Source organism: Pseudarthrobacter humi (assembly GCF_024294965.1).
Taxonomy (GTDB): domain Bacteria; phylum Actinomycetota; class Actinomycetes; order Actinomycetales; family Micrococcaceae; genus Arthrobacter; species Arthrobacter humi.
Map to the genome: position 1 here is coordinate 25,198 of NZ_JANCLV010000003.1, position 21,279 is coordinate 46,476.

General features: G+C 64.4%; 21 protein-coding genes, 1 tRNA gene and 1 pseudogene. 11 read left to right on the plus strand and 12 right to left on the minus strand.

What is annotated here, in order from left to right; translation table 11 throughout:
* Positions 1 to 34 precede the first annotated feature (34 nt).
* The 4 genes from arc to NFC73_RS05440 all read right to left on the minus strand — a co-directional run bounded on the left by arc (position 35) and on the right by NFC73_RS05440 (position 4,960).
* On the minus strand, positions 35 to 1,786 hold the full coding sequence (gene arc / locus NFC73_RS05425; RefSeq protein WP_254748312.1) for a proteasome ATPase: 1,752 nt from the start codon (positions 1,784 to 1,786) through the stop codon (positions 35 to 37).
* Positions 1,787 to 1,869: 83 nt separating this feature from the next.
* Positions 1,870 to 2,946 (minus strand): tRNA (adenine-N1)-methyltransferase, encoded by a 1,077-nt coding sequence (locus NFC73_RS05430; protein ID WP_254748313.1) that lies wholly within the window; start codon positions 2,944 to 2,946, stop codon positions 1,870 to 1,872.
* Positions 2,947 to 3,059: 113 nt separating this feature from the next.
* Positions 3,060 to 4,226 (minus strand): site-2 protease family protein, encoded by a 1,167-nt coding sequence (locus NFC73_RS05435; RefSeq protein WP_254748314.1) that lies wholly within the window; start codon positions 4,224 to 4,226, stop codon positions 3,060 to 3,062.
* On the minus strand, positions 4,223 to 4,960 hold the full coding sequence (locus NFC73_RS05440) for an HAD family hydrolase (RefSeq protein WP_256548661.1): 738 nt from the start codon (positions 4,958 to 4,960) through the stop codon (positions 4,223 to 4,225). The genes NFC73_RS05435 and NFC73_RS05440 overlap by 4 nt, the downstream gene beginning before the upstream one ends.
* Positions 4,961 to 5,110: 150 nt before the next feature.
* Between NFC73_RS05440 and NFC73_RS05445 the strand changes: the two genes are divergently transcribed.
* Entirely contained in the window at positions 5,111 to 6,016 is a 906-nt protein-coding gene (locus tag NFC73_RS05445) for a PAC2 family protein (protein WP_056339966.1), read from the plus strand.
* Between the two features lie 13 nt (positions 6,017 to 6,029).
* Here the strand turns inward: NFC73_RS05445 and mshC are convergent, their stop codons facing one another.
* Together mshC and NFC73_RS05455 are read right to left on the minus strand one after the other, a co-directional pair.
* Positions 6,030 to 7,307 (minus strand): cysteine--1-D-myo-inosityl 2-amino-2-deoxy-alpha-D-glucopyranoside ligase, encoded by a 1,278-nt coding sequence (gene mshC, locus NFC73_RS05450; protein WP_254748316.1) that lies wholly within the window; start codon positions 7,305 to 7,307, stop codon positions 6,030 to 6,032.
* Positions 7,308 to 7,322: 15 nt separating this feature from the next.
* Positions 7,323 to 8,156: an undecaprenyl-diphosphate phosphatase gene (locus NFC73_RS05455; protein WP_254748318.1), complete on the minus strand. Its 834-nt coding sequence runs from the start codon at positions 8,154 to 8,156 to the stop codon at positions 7,323 to 7,325.
* 50 nt (positions 8,157 to 8,206) lie between these two features.
* Here NFC73_RS05455 and NFC73_RS05460 point away from each other — a divergent pair, with 50 nt between their 5' ends.
* Positions 8,207 to 9,142: an aldo/keto reductase gene (locus NFC73_RS05460; RefSeq protein ID WP_254748320.1), complete on the plus strand. Its 936-nt coding sequence runs from the start codon at positions 8,207 to 8,209 to the stop codon at positions 9,140 to 9,142.
* A 74-nt stretch (positions 9,143 to 9,216) separates the two neighbouring features.
* Here NFC73_RS05460 and NFC73_RS05465 read toward each other — a convergent pair whose 3' ends face one another.
* Positions 9,217 to 9,483 carry a hypothetical protein gene (locus NFC73_RS05465; protein WP_254748322.1) on the minus strand — a complete coding sequence of 89 codons (267 nt, stop codon included), beginning with the start codon at positions 9,481 to 9,483 and terminating at the stop codon, positions 9,217 to 9,219.
* Between the two features lie 39 nt (positions 9,484 to 9,522).
* On the opposite strand from NFC73_RS05465, the gene NFC73_RS05470 reads away from it, so the two are divergent.
* Positions 9,523 to 9,756: a DUF5703 family protein gene (locus tag NFC73_RS05470; RefSeq protein WP_254748324.1), complete on the plus strand. Its 234-nt coding sequence runs from the start codon at positions 9,523 to 9,525 to the stop codon at positions 9,754 to 9,756.
* A 51-nt stretch (positions 9,757 to 9,807) separates the two neighbouring features.
* Here the strand turns inward: NFC73_RS05470 and NFC73_RS05475 are convergent, their stop codons facing one another.
* A complete protein-coding gene (locus tag NFC73_RS05475) occupies positions 9,808 to 10,968 on the minus strand; it encodes an acyl-CoA dehydrogenase family protein (RefSeq protein ID WP_254748326.1) in 1,161 nt (386 codons plus the stop codon).
* 12 nt (positions 10,969 to 10,980) lie between these two features.
* On the minus strand, positions 10,981 to 12,285 hold the full coding sequence (locus NFC73_RS05480) for a M20/M25/M40 family metallo-hydrolase (protein WP_254748328.1): 1,305 nt from the start codon (positions 12,283 to 12,285) through the stop codon (positions 10,981 to 10,983).
* Between the two features lie 172 nt (positions 12,286 to 12,457).
* Here NFC73_RS05480 and NFC73_RS05485 point away from each other — a divergent pair.
* The 4 genes from NFC73_RS05485 to NFC73_RS05500 all read left to right on the plus strand — a co-directional run bounded on the left by NFC73_RS05485 (position 12,458) and on the right by NFC73_RS05500 (position 14,668).
* Positions 12,458 to 12,540: transfer RNA gene (locus tag NFC73_RS05485), tRNA-Leu, on the plus strand.
* Positions 12,541 to 12,642: 102 nt separating this feature from the next.
* Complete coding sequence (locus tag NFC73_RS05490) at positions 12,643 to 13,539, plus strand: Rid family hydrolase (protein WP_254748330.1); 897 nt, start codon at positions 12,643 to 12,645, stop codon at positions 13,537 to 13,539.
* A 9-nt stretch (positions 13,540 to 13,548) separates the two neighbouring features.
* The gene (locus NFC73_RS05495) at positions 13,549 to 14,163 is read left to right on the plus strand and encodes a hypothetical protein (RefSeq protein ID WP_254748332.1); all 615 of its coding nucleotides are present in this window, start codon (positions 13,549 to 13,551) and stop codon (positions 14,161 to 14,163) included.
* A 202-nt stretch (positions 14,164 to 14,365) separates the two neighbouring features.
* The gene (locus NFC73_RS05500; protein ID WP_056339942.1) at positions 14,366 to 14,668 is read left to right on the plus strand and encodes a DUF4193 domain-containing protein; all 303 of its coding nucleotides are present in this window, start codon (positions 14,366 to 14,368) and stop codon (positions 14,666 to 14,668) included.
* Positions 14,669 to 14,780: 112 nt separating this feature from the next.
* On the opposite strand, the gene NFC73_RS05505 is transcribed toward NFC73_RS05500, so the two are convergent.
* Positions 14,781 to 15,245 (minus strand): GatB/YqeY domain-containing protein, encoded by a 465-nt coding sequence (locus NFC73_RS05505; RefSeq protein ID WP_254748334.1) that lies wholly within the window; start codon positions 15,243 to 15,245, stop codon positions 14,781 to 14,783.
* Positions 15,246 to 15,369: 124 nt separating this feature from the next.
* Between NFC73_RS05505 and NFC73_RS05510 the strand changes: the two genes are divergently transcribed.
* From NFC73_RS05510 to NFC73_RS05525, 4 genes and pseudogenes are all read left to right on the plus strand, one after another.
* Positions 15,370 to 16,107: a M50 family metallopeptidase gene (locus tag NFC73_RS05510; protein WP_256548662.1), complete on the plus strand. Its 738-nt coding sequence runs from the start codon at positions 15,370 to 15,372 to the stop codon at positions 16,105 to 16,107.
* Between the two features lie 10 nt (positions 16,108 to 16,117).
* Positions 16,118 to 16,725: pseudogene (locus NFC73_RS05515) on the plus strand (hypothetical protein).
* A gap of 38 nt (positions 16,726 to 16,763) precedes the next feature.
* Positions 16,764 to 17,873 (plus strand): serine hydrolase domain-containing protein, encoded by a 1,110-nt coding sequence (locus NFC73_RS05520; RefSeq protein ID WP_254748336.1) that lies wholly within the window; start codon positions 16,764 to 16,766, stop codon positions 17,871 to 17,873.
* A 93-nt stretch (positions 17,874 to 17,966) separates the two neighbouring features.
* Complete coding sequence (locus NFC73_RS05525; protein ID WP_254748855.1) at positions 17,967 to 19,019, plus strand: FUSC family protein; 1,053 nt, start codon at positions 17,967 to 17,969, stop codon at positions 19,017 to 19,019.
* On the opposite strand, the gene NFC73_RS05530 is transcribed toward NFC73_RS05525, so the two are convergent.
* Positions 19,016 to 19,942 carry a MaoC family dehydratase gene (locus tag NFC73_RS05530; RefSeq protein ID WP_254748338.1) on the minus strand — a complete coding sequence of 309 codons (927 nt, stop codon included), beginning with the start codon at positions 19,940 to 19,942 and terminating at the stop codon, positions 19,016 to 19,018. The two genes, NFC73_RS05525 and NFC73_RS05530, sit on opposite strands and share 4 nt — an antisense overlap.
* Entirely contained in the window at positions 19,939 to 21,279 is a 1,341-nt protein-coding gene (locus tag NFC73_RS05535) for a 3-oxoacyl-ACP reductase (RefSeq protein ID WP_254748340.1), read from the minus strand. Before NFC73_RS05535 ends, NFC73_RS05530 begins: the two co-directional genes overlap by 4 nt.

Genomic DNA, 21,279 nt, shown 5'->3' on the forward strand with positions numbered 1-21,279 from the left:
AGCCCTTCCCCGCCGGCGCGTTGAGGGGCTGCCGTCACAGGTACTGTCCCGTGTTCGGCATCGTTTCGATGGACTTGCCGGGCTCCTGGCCTGCCTTACCCTGCACGATGGTGCGGATGTAAGTGATCCGTTCGCCCTTCTTACCTGAGATCCTCGCCCAGTCGTCAGGGTTGGTGGTGTTGGGCATGTCCTCGTGCTCGCGGAATTCATCCACGACGGCACGCAGCAGGTGTTCGATCCGAAGACCTTTTTGGTGCAGTGTCAGGAGATCCTTGATGGCATACTTCTTGGCCCGGTCCACGACGTTCTGGACTACGGCGCCTGAATTGAAGTCCTTGAAATAGAGCATTTCCGTATCGCCGTTGGCGTAGGTGACTTCCAGGTACTCGTTGGACTTCTCCGTGGAGTACATGGCTTCCACCGTCCGCTGGACCATAGCGTCCACTGTCGCCTGGACGTCGCCGTTGTGTTCGGCGAGGTCGGACTCGTGGAACGGCAGGTCCGTGGTGATGTATTTGTTGAAGATATCGGCAGCGGCCTCTGCGTCGGGGCGCTGGATTTTGACTTTTACGTCCAGGCGGCCGGGGCGGAGGATGGCGGGGTCGATCATGTCCTCGCGGTTGGATGCACCGATCACAATGACGTTGTCCAGCCGCTCCACTCCGTCGATCTCACTCAGCAGCTGCGGGACGATGGTGGTCTCGACATCGGAGGAGATCCCGGTTCCACGTGTACGGAACAGCGAATCCATTTCGTCAAAGAAGACCACTACGGGGCTGCCGTCGGAGGCCTTCTCGCGGGCCCGGGAGAAAATCAGGCGGATGTGGCGCTCTGTCTCGCCCACATACTTGTCCAGAAGCTCCGGACCCTTGATGTTGAGGAAATAGCTCTTCAGGTCCACGTTGCCGGACCGTTCCGCGGCGCGAGCGGCGAGGGAGTTGGCAACAGCCTTCGCAATCAGGGTCTTGCCGCACCCTGGCGGACCGTACAGCAGGATGCCCTTCGGGGCTTTCAGCCCATGCTCGCGGTAGAGGTCCGGGTGCAGGAACGGCAGTTCCACCGCGTCCCGGATCTGCTCGATCTGCGGACCGAGGCCGCCGATGTCCTCGTACGTGATGTCGGGGACTTCTTCGAGGACCAGGTTCTCCACTTCGGAGCGGGGCACTTTTTCGAGGGCGTAACCGGTGCGCGAGTCGATGGACAGTGCGTCCCCCACCCTGAGCTTTTCGGTGAGCAGGGCTCCGGAGAGCCTGATGACACGCTCCTCATCCGCACGCCCCACCACCAGTGCGCGGTCCGTTCCGAGCATTTCCTTGAGGGTGGCGAGTTCACCGGCGCGTTCATAGCCGAGGCCGGCAACAACCAGCAGTGCCTCGTTGAGGAGGACCTCCTGGCCGACCGCCAGCTGACTGATGTTGACCAGGGGGCTGATGCCCACGCGCATCTTCCGGCCGGCGTTGAAAATGTCCACCGATTCCTCGGTGGCAGCCTGGCCGCTATTGCCCGCTGACGGCAGCCGCCTGGGATTGAGCTGCAGGACGGTGCCGAAGCTGTACGGGGGCTGGCCCTCCTGGTCCAGGGCATTTTTCAGCCGCAGAATCTCGGCCTTGGCCGCTTCCAGCATGCTGACCAGCTTCGCGTTGTTCTGCGTGGCGGCCGCAAGCTGGCGGTCAATGTGCCTGAGCTTGTCGCGGAGGACATTGGCCTGCCGCTCCGCAGCCGTCAGGTCGTTGGCGGCCGACTGCTCCGCCGGTGTACGTCCGGAGTCCTGATTCGGCGTCTCCATGGTGCATCAGCCCCTTCCTGCTCTTCTTCTTAAGACCTTAGCCCCAAGTTGGCAGGTACTGCTGGAGACTCCCGAAATGTGGACTAGTTCGTGATCTCCGGTTCGTCCTTGACGTTGGTTCCGGCAATGGCATCGCGCGCGGCCCGGCGCAGCTTCTTGTCTGAGACGAGGCGTTCGCCGACGGCACCGGGTGTCCAGGCGTTGACGTCTTCTTCGTTGAAGCCAGTCTTGGAGGGACGGCGCTTGACGGAGATGCCGGTGACGCCGTCGGCAAGCCGGCGGGTGACCAGCAGGAAGCCGGTGTGCGCCACCATGCGGTGGTCCGGACGGACGGCCAAGCCCTCAAGGTGCCAACCGCGGACCATGGACTCCCAGGCATCGGGTTCGGTGAAGCGGCCATCGGCCCTGATGGCCTCCGCGGTCCGGGAGAGCTGGGTGACCGTGGCAACGTAGTTGATCCAGACGCCGCCGGGCGCGAGGACAGTGGCGACGGCGTCAAGGCATTCCCAAGGTGCCAGCATGTCCAGCACGACACGGTCAACGGATCCGGGTGCCTCGCTGCGGACTACTTCCTCCTGGAAGTCGCCAAGGGAGATCCTCCACGCCGGGTGCGGGCCGCCAAAGATGGTTTCCACATTCCCGCGGGCAATGTCCGCAAATTCCTCGCGGCGCTCGAAGGAATGGAGGTAGCCGTTGTCGCCAACGGCCCGGAGCAGCGAAATGGACAGCGCTCCGGAGCCAACGCCGGCTTCAACAACCCTGGCGCCGGGGAAGATATCGGCCATGGTGACGATCTGGCCGGCATCCTTCGGGTAGACCACTGCGGCGCCACGCGGCATGGAAAGGACAAAGTCCGAAAGAAGGGGGCGCAGCGTCTGGTACTGCTGGCCGACGTTGTTCACGACGACTGAGCCATCAGCTTTTCCGATGATCTCGTCGTGGTTCAGGAAGCCGCGGTGTGTGTGGAAGGCGCCGCCGCTTTCGAGAGAGATCGTGTTCATGCGGCCGCGCTCGTCGGTCAGCTGGACCCGTTCGCCTTCACGGAAAGGCCCGCGGCGGCGGGCAGCTCCCACCGGCTGGATGCCATTGGCAGCCCCACCTGTGGTGGACGGCGCTGTGGTGGTTGGTGCTGCGGCTTCGGCGGCAGTTTCGCTGCTCATGGATTTTCCTCGCTCCTGTAAAACTGTGGGGCCACGCATCGGAATAGGTCCGCCGGGTGTGGCGCAGGCCTCCGGGCCGCCACGCGGCGGCAATGCACGGCCGGCACGTAACTCTACCGGCTTTGACCCTGGGGATGCCTATTTGACGGGTCAGCCTTGCCGGTGATGGCGGCCACCACCACGTTCTGCGCCAGCAGGCCGGTGACGGTTCCGTGATGGTCCACCACGGCATATTCGTGACCGTCCAGCTGGGAAAGGTACTGGATCAGTTCCTGCCCCTGGGACGACTCAGGTACGTAGGCTCCCGCCGCGAGGGCATAGGACACTGCCGTGGCGGGCGTGGAGCCGGCCGCATAGTCAGGAACCGCGGCGAGGGCACCGGGATCCACAACACCCTGCGGGCGCCCCTCGGGCCCGCAGACCACAACGGCGCGTGAGCCGTCCGGTGACAGCCTGCGGATGTCGGTCACCATCGCGGTGGCTGGAATTCCGACGGCGGGAGCCGCCAGGGCAGCGGCGCTGACCAGATGCATCCTTCCGCGCAGGGTGCCCTGCTGGATTGCGGCGCTGGCTCCCATCCAGAGGAAGCCGCCGACGAGGACGGTGATCATCAGAAGGCTAATATCTGGCGTATCACCGGCCAGCAGCGGCCGGGCAATGAACCAGAAGCCCAGTGCCACCACGATGAAGCGGCCGGCCCAGCCGGCGGCGACGGTGCCTTTGGCTTGGCTCCCGGTTGCCTTCCAGACGGCCGACTCAACAATCCGGCCGCCGTCCAGCGGGAGTCCGGGCAAGACGTTGAAGATGCCGATGACGAAGTTGGCCCACATAAAGATGTTCGTGAGGATCTCGGCCACGGTGCCCATGCTGGTGGTGGAGACGACCACCCAGGCACCGCCGGCGAGGACCAGGTTGGCTGCCGGCCCTGCCAGCGCCACGATGACCGAGCGCGCCGGCGTCGCCGTGAAATTCTCAAACTGGGTGTGGCCGCCCCAGAGATTCAGCACGATCTTCTGCGTGGGCCAGCCGTAGATCTTGGCCGTGAGGGCGTGCGCCAGTTCGTGGACCAGGACGGAGATCAGCAGCAGCAGAGCGTACGCGAACGCCATGTAGTAGGCGGAGACGCCCAGCACCGGATTCTGCTCCAACAGCAGGGGCCCGTAGACAATGACGGTAAAGGCGGCGATCACAAACCACGAGTACGCCAGAATGACCGGGATTCCGGCGATCCTGCCGAGCGGTATTCCTTCGCGGCGGGCTGGGGCGGGTGCGGAACTCATGACGGGCTCCCCGTCGCGGGCACGCCAGGTCCAGCAGCCGCGGCGGCCAGACTGAGCGCTGCTATGGCCTCCAGTTCGGAAACGGTGCGGCCGGCCAGGGATTCCCAGACGGTGTGCCTCGGATCGTCGGCGATGGGGACAATGTGCGGAATGGCGACGGTGGCGACGCCCGAGGCCACAGCAGCAGCCACTCCCGGCGCGGAGTCCTCCAGGGCGACGCAGTGATCCACGGTCAGGTCCGGGTCTGCCTCCTGAAGCATCTCCACTGCCTTCAAGTATGCTTCCGGGTGCGGCTTGCCCTGGGTGACGGTGTCCCCCGTGACCAGGAATTCGAAGTAAGGCTTGGGCAGGCTCGCGACAATTTCGCGGGCCAACGGCTCCTCCGACATGGTTACCAGCGCGCATCGTATTCCGGCGACGTGCAGGCCATCGAGCAGTTCCCGCGCCCCAGGACGCCAGGGAACAGAGTGCCGGACGCTCCTGATGACCTCAGAGGTCAGGGTGTCGATGATCTCCCGGCGCTCCAGCCGGACACCGGCGGCCTGCAGGATTCCGGCCGAATACGTCAGCGACTGACCCACGAGCTGCATGGCCTGCCCGTGGGACCAGGTGCCGCCGTGCGCTTCCACAAGGGCGTGCTCCGCGGCAATCCAGTAGCGTTCAGTGTCCACAATGGTGCCGTCCATATCCCAAAGTACGGCTCTGAGCGGGGAAACGGAGGGTAGGGATCGCATGATCCCAGTCTACGGGGCGCACCTGAACGCCAGCCGGTGGATACGCCCTCGGCGAATATCAGCATTGCCTTTGCGCCCGCACGCGCCCCGGCGCATTTTTTGGCCCTTCATTCAATGCGTCGCGCCGGTTCTTGGACGTAGGGTGATGAGATGAATAGCTTCGACGGAGACACCGCGGAACCGGGTGCCGCACCTGAACCGGAGCAGTTCCTGCTGCCAGTGGCGGACGGGGAGCGCATTACTGTGATGCTGGCCGCATTCGAAGGCTGGAACGATGCCGGCGAGGCCGCCAGTGATTCCTTGCGCTACCTGAACAGGGTCTGGGGCGGCAAGAAGGTCGCGTCCATTGACGCCGACGAATACTACGATTTCCAGTTCACGCGTCCTACGGTTCGCAGGAACGCCTCGGGGGAACGCAAGATCAAGTGGCCATCCACTCGGATCTACAAGGCCAGTGCGCCGGATTCGAACGTGGACGTCATTTTCGTCCAGGGCATTGAGCCGTCCTACAAGTGGCGGGCCTATACCGCGGAACTGCTGGTCCACGCCGAAGCGCTGAAGGTTGACTACGTGGTCCTGGTGGGGGCCCTTCTGGCAGACGTTCCGCACAGCAGGCCGATTCCCGTCAGCACCTCCTCTGACGACGCTGTGTTGCGGGAACGCCTCAACCTTGAAGCATCCCAGTATGAAGGTCCTGTCGGCATCGTCGGAGTACTGTCCGAAGTGTCCCTGCTGGCGGGCCTTCCTACGGTTTCCCTCTGGGCAGCCGTCCCCCATTACGTGGCCCAGGCCCCGTCACCCAAGGCGCAGCTGGCTCTCCTGCACCGGGTCGAGGAACTGATCCAGGTCCCGCTGGACACACACGAACTGGCGGAAGAGGCAGCTGCGTGGGAGCGCGGCGTCGATGAGTTGGCTACCGAGGATCCGGAGATCGCCGCGTACGTCCGGCAGCTGGAAGAGGCAAAAGATACGGCCGATCTTCCGGAGGCGAGCGGTGAATCCATCGCGCGGGAGTTTGAGCGTTATCTCAAGCGTCGGGGCCGGGACAAGCCCTAAAGTACGACGCCCCCTAGAGTACGACGCCGAGCAAGGCGTCCAGGGCGTCCCTGACCAGGGCCTGATCATGCCGGCTGCCCGCTGCCGCGGCGGAGTCCGCCGCGGCAGCCCAGCGGTCGACAGCTTCCAGGGCGGCCGGTGCGTTCAGGTCAGATGCAAGGGCGGACCGCATTTCAGCGATCAGGCCGGCGGCCGATCCTTCCGGCGCCGTGGCGACGGCACTGCGCCACGCAGCCAGGCGGTCCTTTGCGGCTTCAAACCCTTCAGCGGTCCAGGACCAGTCTGAACGGTAATGGTGGGCCAGGATGGCCAGGCGGATGGCAGCCGGGTCTTCTCCCTCGGCCCGAAGTTTGGACACCAGGACCAGGTTGCCCTTGGACTTGCTCATCTTTTCGCCGTCCAGGCCCACCATGCCGGCGTGGGCATAGTGATGGGCCAGCGGCACTTGGGCGAGGGAATAGGCGTGACCGGCGCCCATCTCGTGGTGCGGGAAAATGAGGTCAGAGCCGCCGCCCTGGACAGTGAAGGGAGCCGGCAGGTACCGCTGGGCGATGACCGTGCATTCGATATGCCAGCCAGGCCTGCCCTGGCCCAACTCGCCGCCCGGCCAGCTGGGCTCGCCGTCACGGGCAACCCGCCAGAGCAGGGGGTCCAGGGCCTGCCGCTTGCCGGCCCGGCCCGGGTCGCCGCCGCGTTCGGCGAACAGTTCCAGCATTTCGGCTTCACCAAGGCGGGAGATCGAGCCCAGGGTCCAGGCATGCGGGGCAACCGACTGCTTGCCGGCAGCTTCGACGTCGTAGTAGACGTCGCCGTCGGGCTCCCCTGCCGTACCAGGGACGCGGTAGGCCAGCCCCAGCCGGACCAGCCGCTCGATGGCCGGAACGATGATGTCAACTGATTCAACGGCACCCACATAGTGGTCCGGCGAGAGGACGTTGAGGGCCTCCATGTCGGTCTGGAAGAGTTCAATCTGGCTCGCGGCCAGGTCCCGCCAGTTCACGCCGGTGGCAGTGGCGCGCTCCAGCAGGGGGTCGTCAACGTCGGTGACGTTCTGGACGTAGGAAACCTGCTGGCCGGCGTCACGCCAGGCCCTGTTCAGCAGATCGAAGGCCACGTAGCTGGCCGCATGGCCCATGTGGGTTGCGTCGTAGGGTGTGATCCCGCAGACGTACATGGATTGCTCTCCCCCGGCCCGGAGCGTGACCTCACTCCCCTTTGCGGTGTCGAACAACCGGATGGCAGGCATGGCGCCGGGCAGCGCAGGGACAGGGCGGGAGGTCCAGGATTTCACAGCCTAAGCCTACGGCTAGGCGCTGATGACATTGAAACCGAGCAAAAGATACAGGGCCAGGCCCAGGAAGATCCGGTACCAGACGAAGAGCCGGTAGCTTCGGGTGGAAATGAACTTGAGGAACCAGCCGATGATCACGTAGCCCACCACCAGGGCGATGACGGTGGCCAGCGCCGTCTCCGGGAGGCCGTAGGGGCCGGTGATGCCTTCCTTGGAGACCACTTTGTACAGCTGGTAAAGGCCGCTGCCGAACACCGCCGGGATAGCCAGGAGGAACGAATACCGCGCGGCGGCTTCGCGTGTGTAGCCCATCAGGAGACCTGCCGTGATGGTGCCGCCGGATCGCGACACACCGGGAATAAGAGCCAGCGCCTGGGCGAAGCCGTACATAATGCCGTGTTTGTACGTGAGCTGCGTGAGGTCCCGATCCTGCTTTCCGATCGCGTCGGCCACGGCCAGAAAGAGCCCGAAGACAATCAGCATGGTGGCGACGAGCCACAGGCTCCGCAACACCGACTCGATCTGGTCCTGGAACAGCAGGCCCAGCACGATGATGGGGAGGCTGCCCAGGATCACCAGCCAGCCCATGCGGGCATCCGGGTCCTGCCGGGAGACTTTTCCGGTCAGCGATCCTGCCCAAGCCTTGACGATCCGCACGATGTCGCGCCAGAAGTAGATCACCACCGCCGTCTCGGTACCAAGCTGCGTGATGGCGGTAAACGCGGCTCCGGGATCGGATGCATTGGGCAGGAACTGCCCCACAATCCGCAGGTGGGCGCTCGATGAAATCGGTAGAAATTCGGTCAGTCCCTGCACTAGGCCCAGCAGGGCCGCCTCAAACCAGTTCACGCTAAGACCCTACGTCATGGACCCTGTTGATTCCCCGTAAGCTTGCAGCTATGCAGCAGCGTTACGTCGGCAACAGTGGATTGCGAGTCTCGGCCCTTTCCCTCGGCACCATGTCCTGGTCCGGCGATACCGACGAACAGGACGCCTCGGAGATATTGCGCACATTTATCGATGGTGGCGGAAAGCTCATAGATACCGCGGCGTCCTACGCCGACGGCCGTGCCGAGGCGATGGTCGGCTCACTCCTGGGTGACGTCGTCTCCCGCACCGAAGTCTGCATTTCCACCAAAGCGGGGATGACGACGTCGGACGGCCGGCGCACGGTGGACACGTCACGTAACGCGATGCTCACCGGCCTGGACGCAAGCCTGGCCAGGCTGGGGACTGACTACGTGGATATCTGGTTTGCCCAGGCATGGGACGGCAACGTTCCGCTGGACGAGACCCTGTCCGCGCTTGAATTCGCACTCCGGAGCGGCCGCGCCCGGTATGCGGGGATCTCGAACTTCAACGGGTGGCAAAGCGCCAAGGCCGCGGCGGTAGCCGGATTTCCGCTCGTAGCCGCGCAGGCTGAATATTCACTCCTGCAGCGAAAGGCGGAAGCGGAACTGGTTCCCGCCGTCGAAGATGCCGGCCTGGGACTGATGGCCTGGGCTCCGCTGGGACGCGGCGTCCTGACCGGCAAGTACCGCGGCGCCATTCCTGCCGGTTCCAGGGCGGCAAGAACAGACTCCGCACCCTACGTAGAGCCCTATCTGGAGGCGCAGCCGTCCAGCGTGGTGGAAGCCGTGGCCATGGCGGCCAAGGGCCTGGGCCGGACACCGCTGGATGTCTCGCTGAGCTGGCTGTTGTCCCAGCATGGCGTGGCCACGGCCATCGTGGGGCCCAGGACTCCCGTGCAGGCGAAAGAAATCATGGCGGCCCAACTGACCAGGCTGCCACCCGAAATTGCCCGCGCGCTCGAGGACGTTTCCCTGCCCGGCTGAGTTTCCCTGCCCGGCTGACACGCCGTTCAGGACCGCAGCGTTAGGTCATTGCCCGCGATGGCGGCGCGGAGTTCTCATTCCTCGAGAATTTCCAGGTCCTCGTCGTCATCGATGCCGGCTTCATCGTCTTCATCTTCTTCATCATCGAAGACCTGAAGGGGTGTAACTTCGCTGTAAGCCTCGTAGAGTGCGTCTTCATAAACCTCGAAAGCATCCGAGACCGCAAAAAAAGCCGCTTCCACCGCGGGATCACCATCTCCACGCCGGTTGGATGCTGCTATAAGGTGTTCTTCCAAGGCGGTTGTCAAGGACTGAAGCGCGACACGCGGATCGATGCTCATGCCTTCACGTTAGCCGGAAAAGGACGAAAATGGAGAGCAATGAAGGAACATTTTCTCACCAGCTCGGTCCAGCGCGAACGGGACATTCTGAGGCAGTACGAGTACCTCGTTCTGACGGTTAGCCGTGACGATTCGCTGCCTGACGCCAGGCGCCGGCTCGTGGAGCATTCCGAGTACGGCAAGTGGGAGCTGGAACGCAGCAAGCTGTATTTGGGCGGCGGCAGGCGCTTCTGGCTCCGCCGCCGGGTGATGCAGGTCCAGCGGACCGTGTAGGAATTGTCCGGCCAGCTGACCGTGCAGGGGTTAACAGGCCAGTGGCCTGTTTCAGTCCTCCAACGGACCCAGCCACGCGTTCGCTACGGTGTTGTGCGCCGACTCATCATCTGATGGGTGGAACATCCCAGCCAGCACGTCGCGGTACAGGCGTTCAAGCTCCGACCCACGAAAGTAGCTGGAACCGCCACTCACTCTGATGGCCTGGTCCACAACGCGGCGGGCCGTTTCAGTCGCATTGACCTTCAGCCCCACAAGTTTGGGAAACCATTGCGGCCCGTGCTCAACGAGCGCATCCACATCGCGGCTAACGGCCAGCAGCTGGGGGTAGAGGTTATCCATGGCCATGGCGGCCTCCGCGATCTTCCAGCGGACATCCGGATCCTGCGCATAGCTGCGGCCGGCATTCTTGAAGGACGTGCGGCGCCTGACGGCCTCAACACCCAGGTTCAGGGCACGTTCGCCAATGCCGGTGTACACGGCAGCCAGCAAAGTCTCGAAGCACGCGAAGATGGCGAAAATCAGCGGATCGGCGTTGGGTCCCACCGGAAGTTTGCGGAAGATCCTCTCCGGCGGGACCTCGACGCCGTCCAGAACGGTGGTGTTTGACTGGCTGGCCCGCATGCCCAGTGTGTTCCAGTCCTCCAGGATGGCGTAGCCCGCGGCTTCCCGGGTGATGAACCCGTGCACCAGCTCCCCTTCGCCTTCCCTGGCCTGGGCGTCCTTGCCGAAGATTCCCAGCCGGGTCCAGGCTGGCGAAAGACTCGTGAAGATCTTGGTACCCGTGAAGCTGTACCCTCCGCCCGGCAGGGGAACGGCTGCCGTTCTGGAATCAAAAAGTACCGAATCGTTGCCGGCTTCGGAATTGCCGAAGGCGAAGATTTCGTCGTGGGCGGCCTCCTGCAGGACGAAGTCCAGGGAATTGTCACCCCGTGCGGCCAGGACATGGGCGACGCCGGTCCAGACCAGGTGCATGTTGATGGCCAGGGCGGTGGCCGGGGCGGCCGTTGCCAGCCGCCGCTGGCACTGCGCTGCCGCCTCGAGCCCAAGTCCCAGGCCGCCGTCGGACGCCGGCACAAACAGCCTGAGGTAGCCGGCGGTGGTCAGCTCCTCGAGGTCTTCGATGAAGAAGGAGTTGTCTCGGTCATAGCCCGCAGCGCGGCCGCGGATGGCCTCGAGCAGGGGCTCCGGCAGGACATCCTCGGGAGTCATGTCCGGGCCGGCTCAGTAATTGGTGAGGAGCGTGTTGAGCACCCGAGCGCCGAACTTCAGCGAGTCCACCGGAACCCGCTCGTCCACACCGTGGAACATCCCGGTGAAATCGAGATCGTCGGGCAGCTGGAGGGGCGCAAAGCCGTAGCCGGTGATACCGAGCCGGCTCAATGACTTGTTGTCCGTGCCGCCGGAGAGCGTATAGGGAAGCACTTTCGCCCCCGGATCCTCGGTGTGCAGGGCGTCGATCATGGAATCCACCAGGTTTCCGGCGAACGGGACCTCAAGCGAGACGTCGCTATGAACGTAGCTGACCTCGACACCGGAACCGGCAAGCTCGCGCACGATCTCCAGCACGTGGTCCTGCTGGCCCGGAAGCGTCCGGCAGTCCACCAGGGCCTCAGCCGATTCGGGGATGACGTTGTGCTTGTAGCCGCCCTTGAGCAGTGTGGGATTGGTGGTGTTCTGCAGGGTTGCCCCCACAAAGCGCGCCACGGTGCCGAGCTGGTCGAGCAGGCGGTCCGGATTGTCCGGATCGAATTCCACACCCGTGAGTTCGGTCACGCCGTCCAGGAACTGCCGCGTAGTGGGCGTCAGCTCAATCGGCCACTTGTATTCGCCGATCCGGGTTACCGCCGCAGCCAGCCGGGTGACGGCGTTGTCCGTATTGATCTGGGAGCCGTGGCCGGCCCGGCCGTGCGCCACCAGCCGGAGCCAGGAGATGCCCTTCTCAGCCGTCTGCAGGAGGTAGGTGCGCTGCCCGCCGATGGTTGCCGAGAAGCCGCCTACCTCCGAGATGGCTTCGGTTGCGCCTTCGAACAGCTCGGGCCGCTTGTCGACTGCGTAGCGGGCCCCGTACTCACCGCCGGCTTCTTCGTCGGCGAAGAATGCAAAGATGATGTCGCGCTTGGGCTTGCGCCCGGATCTGGCCAAATCCCGCATCACAGCAAGGATCATGGCGTCCATGTCCTTCATGTCCACGGCTCCGCGGCCCCAGATGAGTCCGTCTTTGAGCTCCGCGCCAAAGGGATCCACCGACCACTGTTCACGCAGGGCGGGCACTACATCGAGGTGCCCGTGCACCACCAACGCGCTGGCGGACGGATCCTCACCGGCCATCCGGGTCACAACACTTGCGCGGCCGGGCGCCGACTCGAAGATCTCGGCTGCGAGTCCTACTTCCTCGATGAGCCCGGCGGTGTATTCCGCGGCCACGCGCTCCCCCGGACCCGAACCGTCACCGTAGTTCGAGGTATCTATCCGGATGAGTTCCTGGCAGATCCGGACAACTTCATCCTCGGCACGGATGTCAGACATAGAAACTCCTTGGGCAGTGGGAAGGCTGCAAACAACCTGCGTTCTCGTGTGCCCTCAGCCTACCCATCAGCCCCGATTCCATGTTTCCGGAAAGTTCGTGTTAGAGTTTTTCTCGCTGCTTCGGAGAAAAGCGAAACGCTGAAAGGCGGAAACGATCTCCGAATTACCACCTGCGCGGGTGGCGGAATGGCAGACGCGCTAGCTTGAGGTGCTAGTCCTCGAAAGGGGGTGGGGGTTCAAGTCCCCCTCCGCGCACAAATGGGAAAACCCCTGAAATCCACGGATTTCAGGGGTTTTTTCTGTTTCCACGCACGCGAGGCCCGCATCCCGGGGGAAGCAAAGCACTACGGTACAAACATGACTACGGAAAACGCCAAGGCACCCGTCCGCCAACTCCGCCTCGTTGTCGAAGCCGAGGACTACGAGGCGGCACTCACCTTCTACCGAGATGTCCTCGGCCTCCCCGAGCAAGAGGCCTACGAGGGAGAGGGGGACGCACGCGTGACGATACTTGGTGCCGGGCGGGCGACGCTTGAACTGTCCAACCCGGCCCAGGTGAAACTCATCGACCGGGTGGAATCGGACGGGCAGCCCAGCGCCAGACTCCGCGTAGCCTTCGAAGTTGACGATACGGCGGCCGTAACAGCAGACCTTATGAAGGCAGGAGCAGAACTGATCGCGACTCCGCGGATAACTCCCTGGCAGTCCTTGAACTCCCGGCTTGCAGCGCCGGCAGGCCTTCAAGTGACGCTGTTCCAGGAGCTCGAACCGATAACGGATCGGCAAACAGGCCAGACTTCAAAAAACCCTGAGCCCCTGTGGGCTGTGCTGAACGCTGAGGAGATCGGGCTTGCCCATCACTTCAGCCCCAAGCTACATCAGTCGCCTGCCCCGTTTTCGCATCTCGTACGCCATGGAGACACCGCCTACACAGCCGGGATCATTGGCCAGAGCCCTGACGACGGTAGACTTGTCGGCCCGGGGATAGAAGAGCAGTGCGAGTCCATGTTCAGCAACCTGGAGACGCTGCTGACTGATGTGAGTCTTTCTCTGGCCCACGTCCTGCGCACCACCATTTACCTGACCGACTACGACGACTTCCAGATCATCAACGCTGCCTATGCCCGTCGCTTTCCTCAGCCATTCCCTGCGCGGACAACCCTCCACGTGGCCGGACTTCCACTCGGAGCGCGCGTGCAGATCGACGCCGTCGTGGCCGCGGGCTCACGCTTCACGTCTCCGCCGACGGCCTAAGCTGGAGCCGTGAATCCAACCCCGCCGCCTGGCCCGCTCGAAGTCGTCGTCCACTCCGGGCCGGCCGACTGGTGGGTAATCCTTGCCGGGCTTGGCCCCTTGGCTGTCCTGGTCGCTGCCCTGCTGGCCTTCTACATCAACTGGCGCACTCTGGCCCAGCGCACGTCAGCCGATAAGACAGCGCTGGACCAGAAACGCGAAGCCGACGAGCAGGCGCTCCGGCAGAAGACCGAGGCGGACAGCCGGACGGAATGGTGGCGACGCACCCAGTGGGCCCTGGACCGCGCCCTGGATCAGGATGAAGGAACCAAGGCCTTGGGGCTTGCGACCTTAAACGTCCTGGCAGGCAGTGAGCTGGCCCGTGCCGAGGAGCTTGAACTGTTCGACGCGGCGTGGGAGTACGTGCCTGGCGGGGACGGTAGTGACCGGGCCGTGAGCGCAGGGTCCCCTGAACGCAAGGACGTCCACCCACGCCCCAATGCCGCCTCTGCACCGGACAGGAAGGTCACCCCTGCCGAGCACCGGGTTCAGGTGGCGGCCGCCCGGCTGCGCGTGACGCTCGACGACCGACTGGGGCGGATTACCCCGCCGCAGACCACGGCCCTGGCTAAGGAACGTGACTAGGTCTCGCGGATCGACCGCCGTGCGCTGACTTTCAGTCCCGGCACCATGGTGCCCAATGTCACCCGACGCCGATCCCAGCGGGTATCAACACGGAAATATTGGCGCCGCAGAGAAATTTTCTTGCCGGGCTATTGGGGAATACGCGCCGGATGCTGTACGTTGCATACGCGACAGACGAACCAAAGAAAAGAGATACACCTAAGTGGCAACCGATTACGACGAACTTCGCTCCGACGTCAAGGAGTCGCAGGACAACTCACTTGAGGCACTGCAGTCCGCCAATGCTCCGGACGCCCGCAGCGTCGTCCTCGAGCTCGATGAGGCCGACGGGCTGGATGGCGCCGGCGTTCCGGGAGGCGAATTCGTGGCCGAGGAACTGGTCGTGCAGGTTATCCCGCAGGCTGAGGACGAGTTCACATGCTACTCCTGCTTCCTGGTCCGGCACCGCTCCCAGATTGCGCGGCAGAAAGACGGACACAGCTACTGCACTGACTGCGAAGGCTGATTCAAGAAACCCGGATATTCTTCCGTGGCGGCCGAGTTCCGCCAACAGGAAGTTAAGGCACGCCCACGTTTAGTAGGCGTGCCTTTCCGGTTAACAGGCTCGAGCTGACGGCTCAGGCGAGACGGCTGCGGACGATCTCGCTGACCGCCTTGCCGTCGAAGCGTCCGGCGACTTTGGCCGTGACAGGCTTCATCACGGCGCCCAGCTGACGCATACCAGGCTCCACGCCTTCGTTCCGCAGCCCGGCAATGGTCTCGTCAACAATTGCCTCGACTTCGGCTGTTGTAAGCGGCTGAGGCAAATACGCTTCTATGATTTCGGCCTCGGCGATCTCGGCCGCGGCCCGCTTGGATTCTCCGGCTTCCATATAGATCCTTGCGGTGTCACGTCGCTTTGCAGCCTCTTTCTGCAACAAGGAGGTCACCTGGGCGTCGTCCAGGACAATGGGCGTCTTTCCCGACTTCTCCCGTGTTTCGATCTCGCCCAGGACATTGCGCACCGTTGTCAGGGCGGTTTTGTTCCGCTCCTTCATGTGCACCACAACATCAGCGTGCAGGCGTTCCTTCAGAGTGGTCACGGCATTCCTCGATTCGTTGAGCGCCCCAAGGCGGCAGGGCGGCAGGACAGTGGTGAACCATCCCTCTAGTACCGTAGAGGGCTATGGCTGCCAATCACTACTCCCGGCCCGGCGGGAAACGACCTTGATTCCCGATCAATTGTGGCAACGGATCGTTGAAGCCTTCAGCCGTGCCGCCATCCCCCAAGTCACGGTGGCCGAACTGGCTGTGGTGCTGGCACTGGCAACTGCATTGTCCATCCCCCGTGCCACCTGGAAGTACTTTGGGCTCCTGGCCACCGCCACGCACGAACTCGGCCATGCCTTCGCCGCCGTCATGAGCGGCCAAAGGCTGAGCGGGATCCGGCTCCGGTTGGACCACTCCGGCACAACCACCAGTTACAGCCGGGGCAAGGCCGCCGCCGTCTGGTCCGGATTCTGGGGCTATCCTGTTCCGGCCCTGACGGGCGCTGCCCTGGTCACCTCCGGTTTTGCCGGCTGGGGTCCGGCCGCCTTGGCCACAGGCACCCTTATCCTCCTCGTTTCGCTCGTGTTCATCCGGAACTTCGCGGGGCTGCTGATCACAGGCCTTGCCGTCGCAGGTGGCGGCGTGCTGGTCCTCGTTGTGCCCAGCAGCTTCACCGGCCATGTCGCAGTCGTGCTTGGCGTGGCGCTGCTTGTGGCCGCCGTCCGGGATCTCGCGAAGCTCACCAATGTGCACCTGCGGCGCCGTGACAGGCTGGCCAGTTCCGACGCATATATCCTGTACCGCGCCACGTCCATACCCTCCGGCATCTGGATCGCGCTCTTTGTCGCCGTTATTGCCGGCTCCTGGCTGGTCGCCTGGCAGCCCATCTCGGCAATCCTGGCCGCCGGAGCCTAGTCTGGTCCGCATGAGCCAGGAATCTCCGAGCAGGCCACAGGCCACGAACGCCACCGCTGCCGACAGCACCGAACACAGCACCCTGGGCGCATATGTGACCGGCGGTGCCGAGTTCAACCGGGACACGAATTACATTGAGCCCCGGATCACCACGATGCCCGGTCGTGGACTCTTGATCTCGATCCGGGCGGGGTGGACCCTGTGCTTGGCATCGAGCGCATCCAGAGCGCCTGTTTCCGGCGCTTCCCGGATTGCCTGAGCGGCATCACGGGGCGTCTACCGCAGCGGCTTTGCGGGCTCCCAGGAGGCCTACGACGCGGCCTACACCAGGCTGTGGGCCGCGCTCGACTGGTTCGAGGAACGCCTCACCGCCTCTTCACCACCTTGGCCAGGTTCGATGCCGTCTACCACGGGATTTTCAAGTGCAACCGGCAGAAGCTGACCGAACTGCCGGCCCTGTGGGGCTACAAGCGGGATCTTTTCCAGGCTCCGGTTTCGGAGACACGATCGATTTTGTCCAGATCAAGCAACATTGGGCGGCCGGCCGTTCGGCGACGGCACTCCGCCGGGCCGGTGCGCCCCGGCGAAGATGTTTCCCCCGGCCATGGAGCGGCTTAGGATCGGGAAAGCGCTTCCTAACCGGTTAGGCTAGCCCCATGCAAAAATCTCTTGGTTTTGCAGCACCCGGTTATGAAGGTGTTTTGGATCTGTTTGACGCCCTTCTCGCCGCGGATCCGCAGTACAGCGCCCAACTGGCGGCCTACCGGGACGGCGTGAAGATCGTGGAGCTGTCCGGCGGGCCCCACATCACCGCCGATTCCGTCACGGGGGCGTATTCAGTTTCCAAGGGCGTGGCGGCGCTGGTGATTTCGCTGCTCGTCCAGGACGGGCTGCTGGACCTTGACCGGAAAGTGGCGCACTACTGGCCCGAGTTTGGTAGCCATGGCAAGGACCGCTTGCTGGTGCGTGAAGCCCTGTCCCATCAGGCCGGCCTGATGGGAGTCGAAGGAGGCATCGCCCTGGACGAATTCACCACCTCCCTGGCCGCGGGAAGGTTGGCAGCGGCGAGCCCCTCATGGCGTCCCGGCAGTTGCTTCGGATACCACGCCCTCACCATCGGAATCATTATGGAGGAACTCTGCCGGCGGGTCACGGGAACCAGCCTGCAGAGCCTCTATGACCAGCGCATCCGCACGGCCTACGGCATCGACTTCTTCCTGGGACTGCCCGAAGAGCTGGAACCGCGCTACCGTGACGTCCTCTACGACGTCGATCCCCGTCAACCATGGCTGGATCCGCTGAGCCTGGATGGGCTCAACAGCAACGCGGCAGTCAGCACAATCATGGAACTTCCCAATCAACGGGCCGTCCGCGCCGCAGGGATGAGTGCCGCCGGCGGTGTGGGTACGGCGGAGGGCCTGGCCAGGCTCTACGCCGCGGCCATCACCGGGGTGGACGGCGGGGACCCCTTGTTGACCCCTGAGACCGTCAGCGCCATGTCCCAGGAGCAGGTGTGGGGCCTGGACCGCCTGTCCGGACTGGACAACGCCTTTGCCGTGGTCTTTATGAAGCCACACGTGTCGCGGAATTTCGGCAGCCACCGCGCCTTCGGCCACGAGGGTGCGAACGCTGCCCTGGGGTTTGCCGATCCCGCGTACGGGCTGGGCTTCGGGTATATCCCGCAGCGGGCCGAGGACGGACGCACCCAGGGCAAAGCTCATCGGCTGGCTGCGGAGGTCCGGCGGGCGGCGTCGGCCTTGTCCTAGTACACAGGTGCACCTAGTGTGGGGCTGATGGGTGACACTCAAACGCAGCCGCAGGGCCGGCCCTCCGCTGGAACCCGCCTCCTGAGGAATTCAGTGGCCGGCCTCTCGTCGGCATTCACGGTTCAGCGCCTGCAGCTTGCTGCGAAGGCAGCTATAGCCGCCGGCCTCGCTTTTGCCATTGCTCCCCTGATGCCGGGATCCGCTGCCGAGTATCCGTACTACGCGCCGCTCGGGGCGCTGGTGTCGATGTACCACAACGTGGCCGGATCCGTGCGGCAGGGCCTCCAGGCGTTTGTGGGCCTCGCCCTGGGGATCGGGCTGGCCTTCGCATTGGTAAGCATCGGTGATCCGTCGCCGCTGACGGTCGCGGTCTTTATGGGCATCGGGGTGCTGCTCGGCGGTCTCCCCCGCATCGGTTCCGGCAGCGATTGGATTCCGACGGCGGCGCTGCTGGTCCTGCTGGTGGGGGGAAGCAACCGGGACGACTTTTCCTTCGGCTACCTCATCCAGATGGGCGTCGGCGTCGCCGTGGGCATTGCCGTCAACTTCCTGGTCTTTCCTCCCCTGCACTTCAACGCGGCGGCCACCAGCCTCAGCAAACTCCGGCTGGCCCTCGGGCGGCAACTGACTGACATGGGAACGGCCCTGACTGAAAAATGGCCTCCCGAGCATGAGGACTGGTCCCGCCGGTCAACCGAGCTGGCCGAAGCAGCCAGCACGGTCCGCCATCTCGTGCAGGAGGCTGATGCGAGCCGGCGCGCCAATCCGCGCCGGCGGCTCCATCCCCGCGATATGGATCTCGACTACCGCAACCTTCGCGACCTTGAGCGGGTGACGTTCCACATCCAGGACATGACAGAAGTCCTGTCCGATGTCATCTGGACAGACGACGCACCTTTTACGGTGCCTTTCAACGACAGTGCGCCCCTGGCCGCGGCCATGACCGCCACCGGCGAACTCCTCGCCTCATTCGACGGTGAGGATGAAGCAGACCAGCGGCGGCTGTTCGCTGCCGCAAAGTCGGCGGTGGAGGCCGGCATGGCAACGGTTGCGGAGCGGGCCCAGGAGGATTCGGCCGTGACAGCGTCCGAGTCCATCCTCCTGAGCCTGCACCGTATCCTCAGGGCTGTGCGGCCGGCGTCCTAGAGCGGTGCCACGGAGCCGCTGAAGTGGCGGCGGCCGGTGCGCGGGTTCCACGCCACGAATTCGGCCCGCTGCCAGCCTTCGCCAGGCGTCTGTGCCGTGGTGATATCCAGGGCGGTGATAGCCAACGCAACGCGGGCAGGAAGGAACACCGGAGCCTCGAACGTTACGTCCCAGGTGAACGTTTCGCCCTTGGCCGGCCCGACATCCGCGAGGGCCCTTGAGGCAAGGTACATCCCGTGTGCGATGGAGCGGCGCATGCCCAGGGCCTTGGCAGAAAGCACGCTCAGGTGGATGGGGTTGAAGTCTCCTGAAACGGCGGCATACGCCCTTCCCGTGTCGACCCCCAAATGCCAAATCGCGGTGGGGTCCGGAGGCGTGAAATCGGCCTGGCCGTTGTGGGGCGTAGGCTTGTCGATGCCGGGGAGGAACACACCCTTGGCCAGGTAGGAGGAGCGCCCGGTCCACTTGATGTCCGGCGTAGCCGCGCCACGGATCTCTGCCACAACGTCAAGTTGCGTGCCGGACCGGTGGCCCCGGAGGTTCTCAACCCTGGCCTGGATGTCCAGGGATTCCGTGAAGAGCACCGGCGACCTCTGCTCCACATGGTTACTGAGATGGACCATGCCCAGGAGCGGCAGCGGGAAATCGTCGCGGTTCATCACACTCATGGCCAGCGGGAATGCCAGTGCGTGGAGGTATCCGGCCGGAAGGGTGTCCCGGGCAGTCAGCCCGATGAGGTGCTGGTAGGCGGTGAGGTTGCCGACGTCGGCCCTTACCCCACGCACTTCGTGGCCAGTAACCGGAAGGTTTGATCCGTTGTGCGTGCCCAAGATGCGCCGCCTCGCGGTCTGGGCAGCGGCATTGACGTAGAGCTTGGACAGCGACGGCATCTCCCCCAGGATGACCGGCTGGACAGTGCTCATGCCCCCACCAGGTTCTGTCCGCAGATCCGCAGCACGTCGCCGTTAATGCCCCCGGCGGCGTCGCTCGCCAGGAAGGCGATGGCCTCCGCGACGTCGGACGGTTGGCCACCTTGTTGCAGCGAGTTCAGCCGGCGTCCCACTTCGCGGACGGCAAACGGGATCCGTGCTGTCATGTCTGTTTCGATGAATCCGGGCGCCACCGCGTTAATGGTCCCGCCGTTCACCGCCAGAAGAGGGGCAGAAGCGCGCACCATACCCATGACACCGCCCTTGGACGCCGCGTAGTTGGTCTGGCCGCGGTTGCCCGCGATGCCGCTGGTGGATGCCACCGAGACAATCCGTGGTGAATTGCGGAAGTGTTCGGAAGCAAGGAGCGCTTCGTTGATTCTGAGCTGGGCGGCGATGTTGATGTTCAGGACGGAGGCCCAGCGGCCGTGGTCCATATTGGCGAGCAGCTTGTCGCGGGTAATTCCTGCGTTGTGGATGACGATGTCCAGGCGGCCGTGACGCTGTACGGCGTGGTCGATGATCCGCTGGCCGGCATCTGGGCTGCTGATGTCCAGTTGAAGGGCCGTGCCGCGGACTTCGTTGGCGACGGCGGCCAAATGGTCCCCAGCTGCCGGGATGTCGACGAGGACCAGGGTGGCCCCGTCCCGGTGGAGGGTCCGGGCAATTGCCGCACCGATGCCGCGGGCGGCGCCGGTGACCACGGCAACCTTGCCGGCGAGCGGCTTCTCGAAGTCCGGGGGCAGGTGGCCCCGCTCAGTTGCCACAGTCAGGAACTGGCCATCCACGAATGCCGACCGGCCGGACAGAAAGAACCGCAGGGCGGCCAGGGCGCTGGGGCTGGTGCTCTGGACGCCTTCTGCCAGGACGATGCCGTTCGCTGTTGCGCCGGCCCGGAGTTCCTTGGCAAGCGACCGCAGGAAGCCATCCACGCCTTGCCGGGCAGCCGACTGCGCAGGCGACGCGGTTTCGGCGGCCGGCCGGGAGATGGTGATGACGCGGGCGCTGGGGCCGAGATCACGTAGTGAGGCCGCGGCGGACAGCACAGGCTTTTCAAGATCCTCGGGCCGGGTCAGCTCATCCAGGACCAGAATGATTGCGCCAAGTTTTTCGCGCGGCACCGCGTGGCGCCGGACGTCCAGGTCCCAGGAGAGCAGCTTGGCGGCCAGTTCGTCGGCACCGGCGGTGTTGCCCTGGACGAGGACGGGGCCGGTGACCAGGGGCTGGCCCGGCTTGAAGCGGCGCAGCACGGCAGGCTGGGGCAGGCCCAGCCGCTTGGCTATGGTCTTGCCTACGCCCTGGTTGACGAGCGTGGTGTATTTATCCGTCAT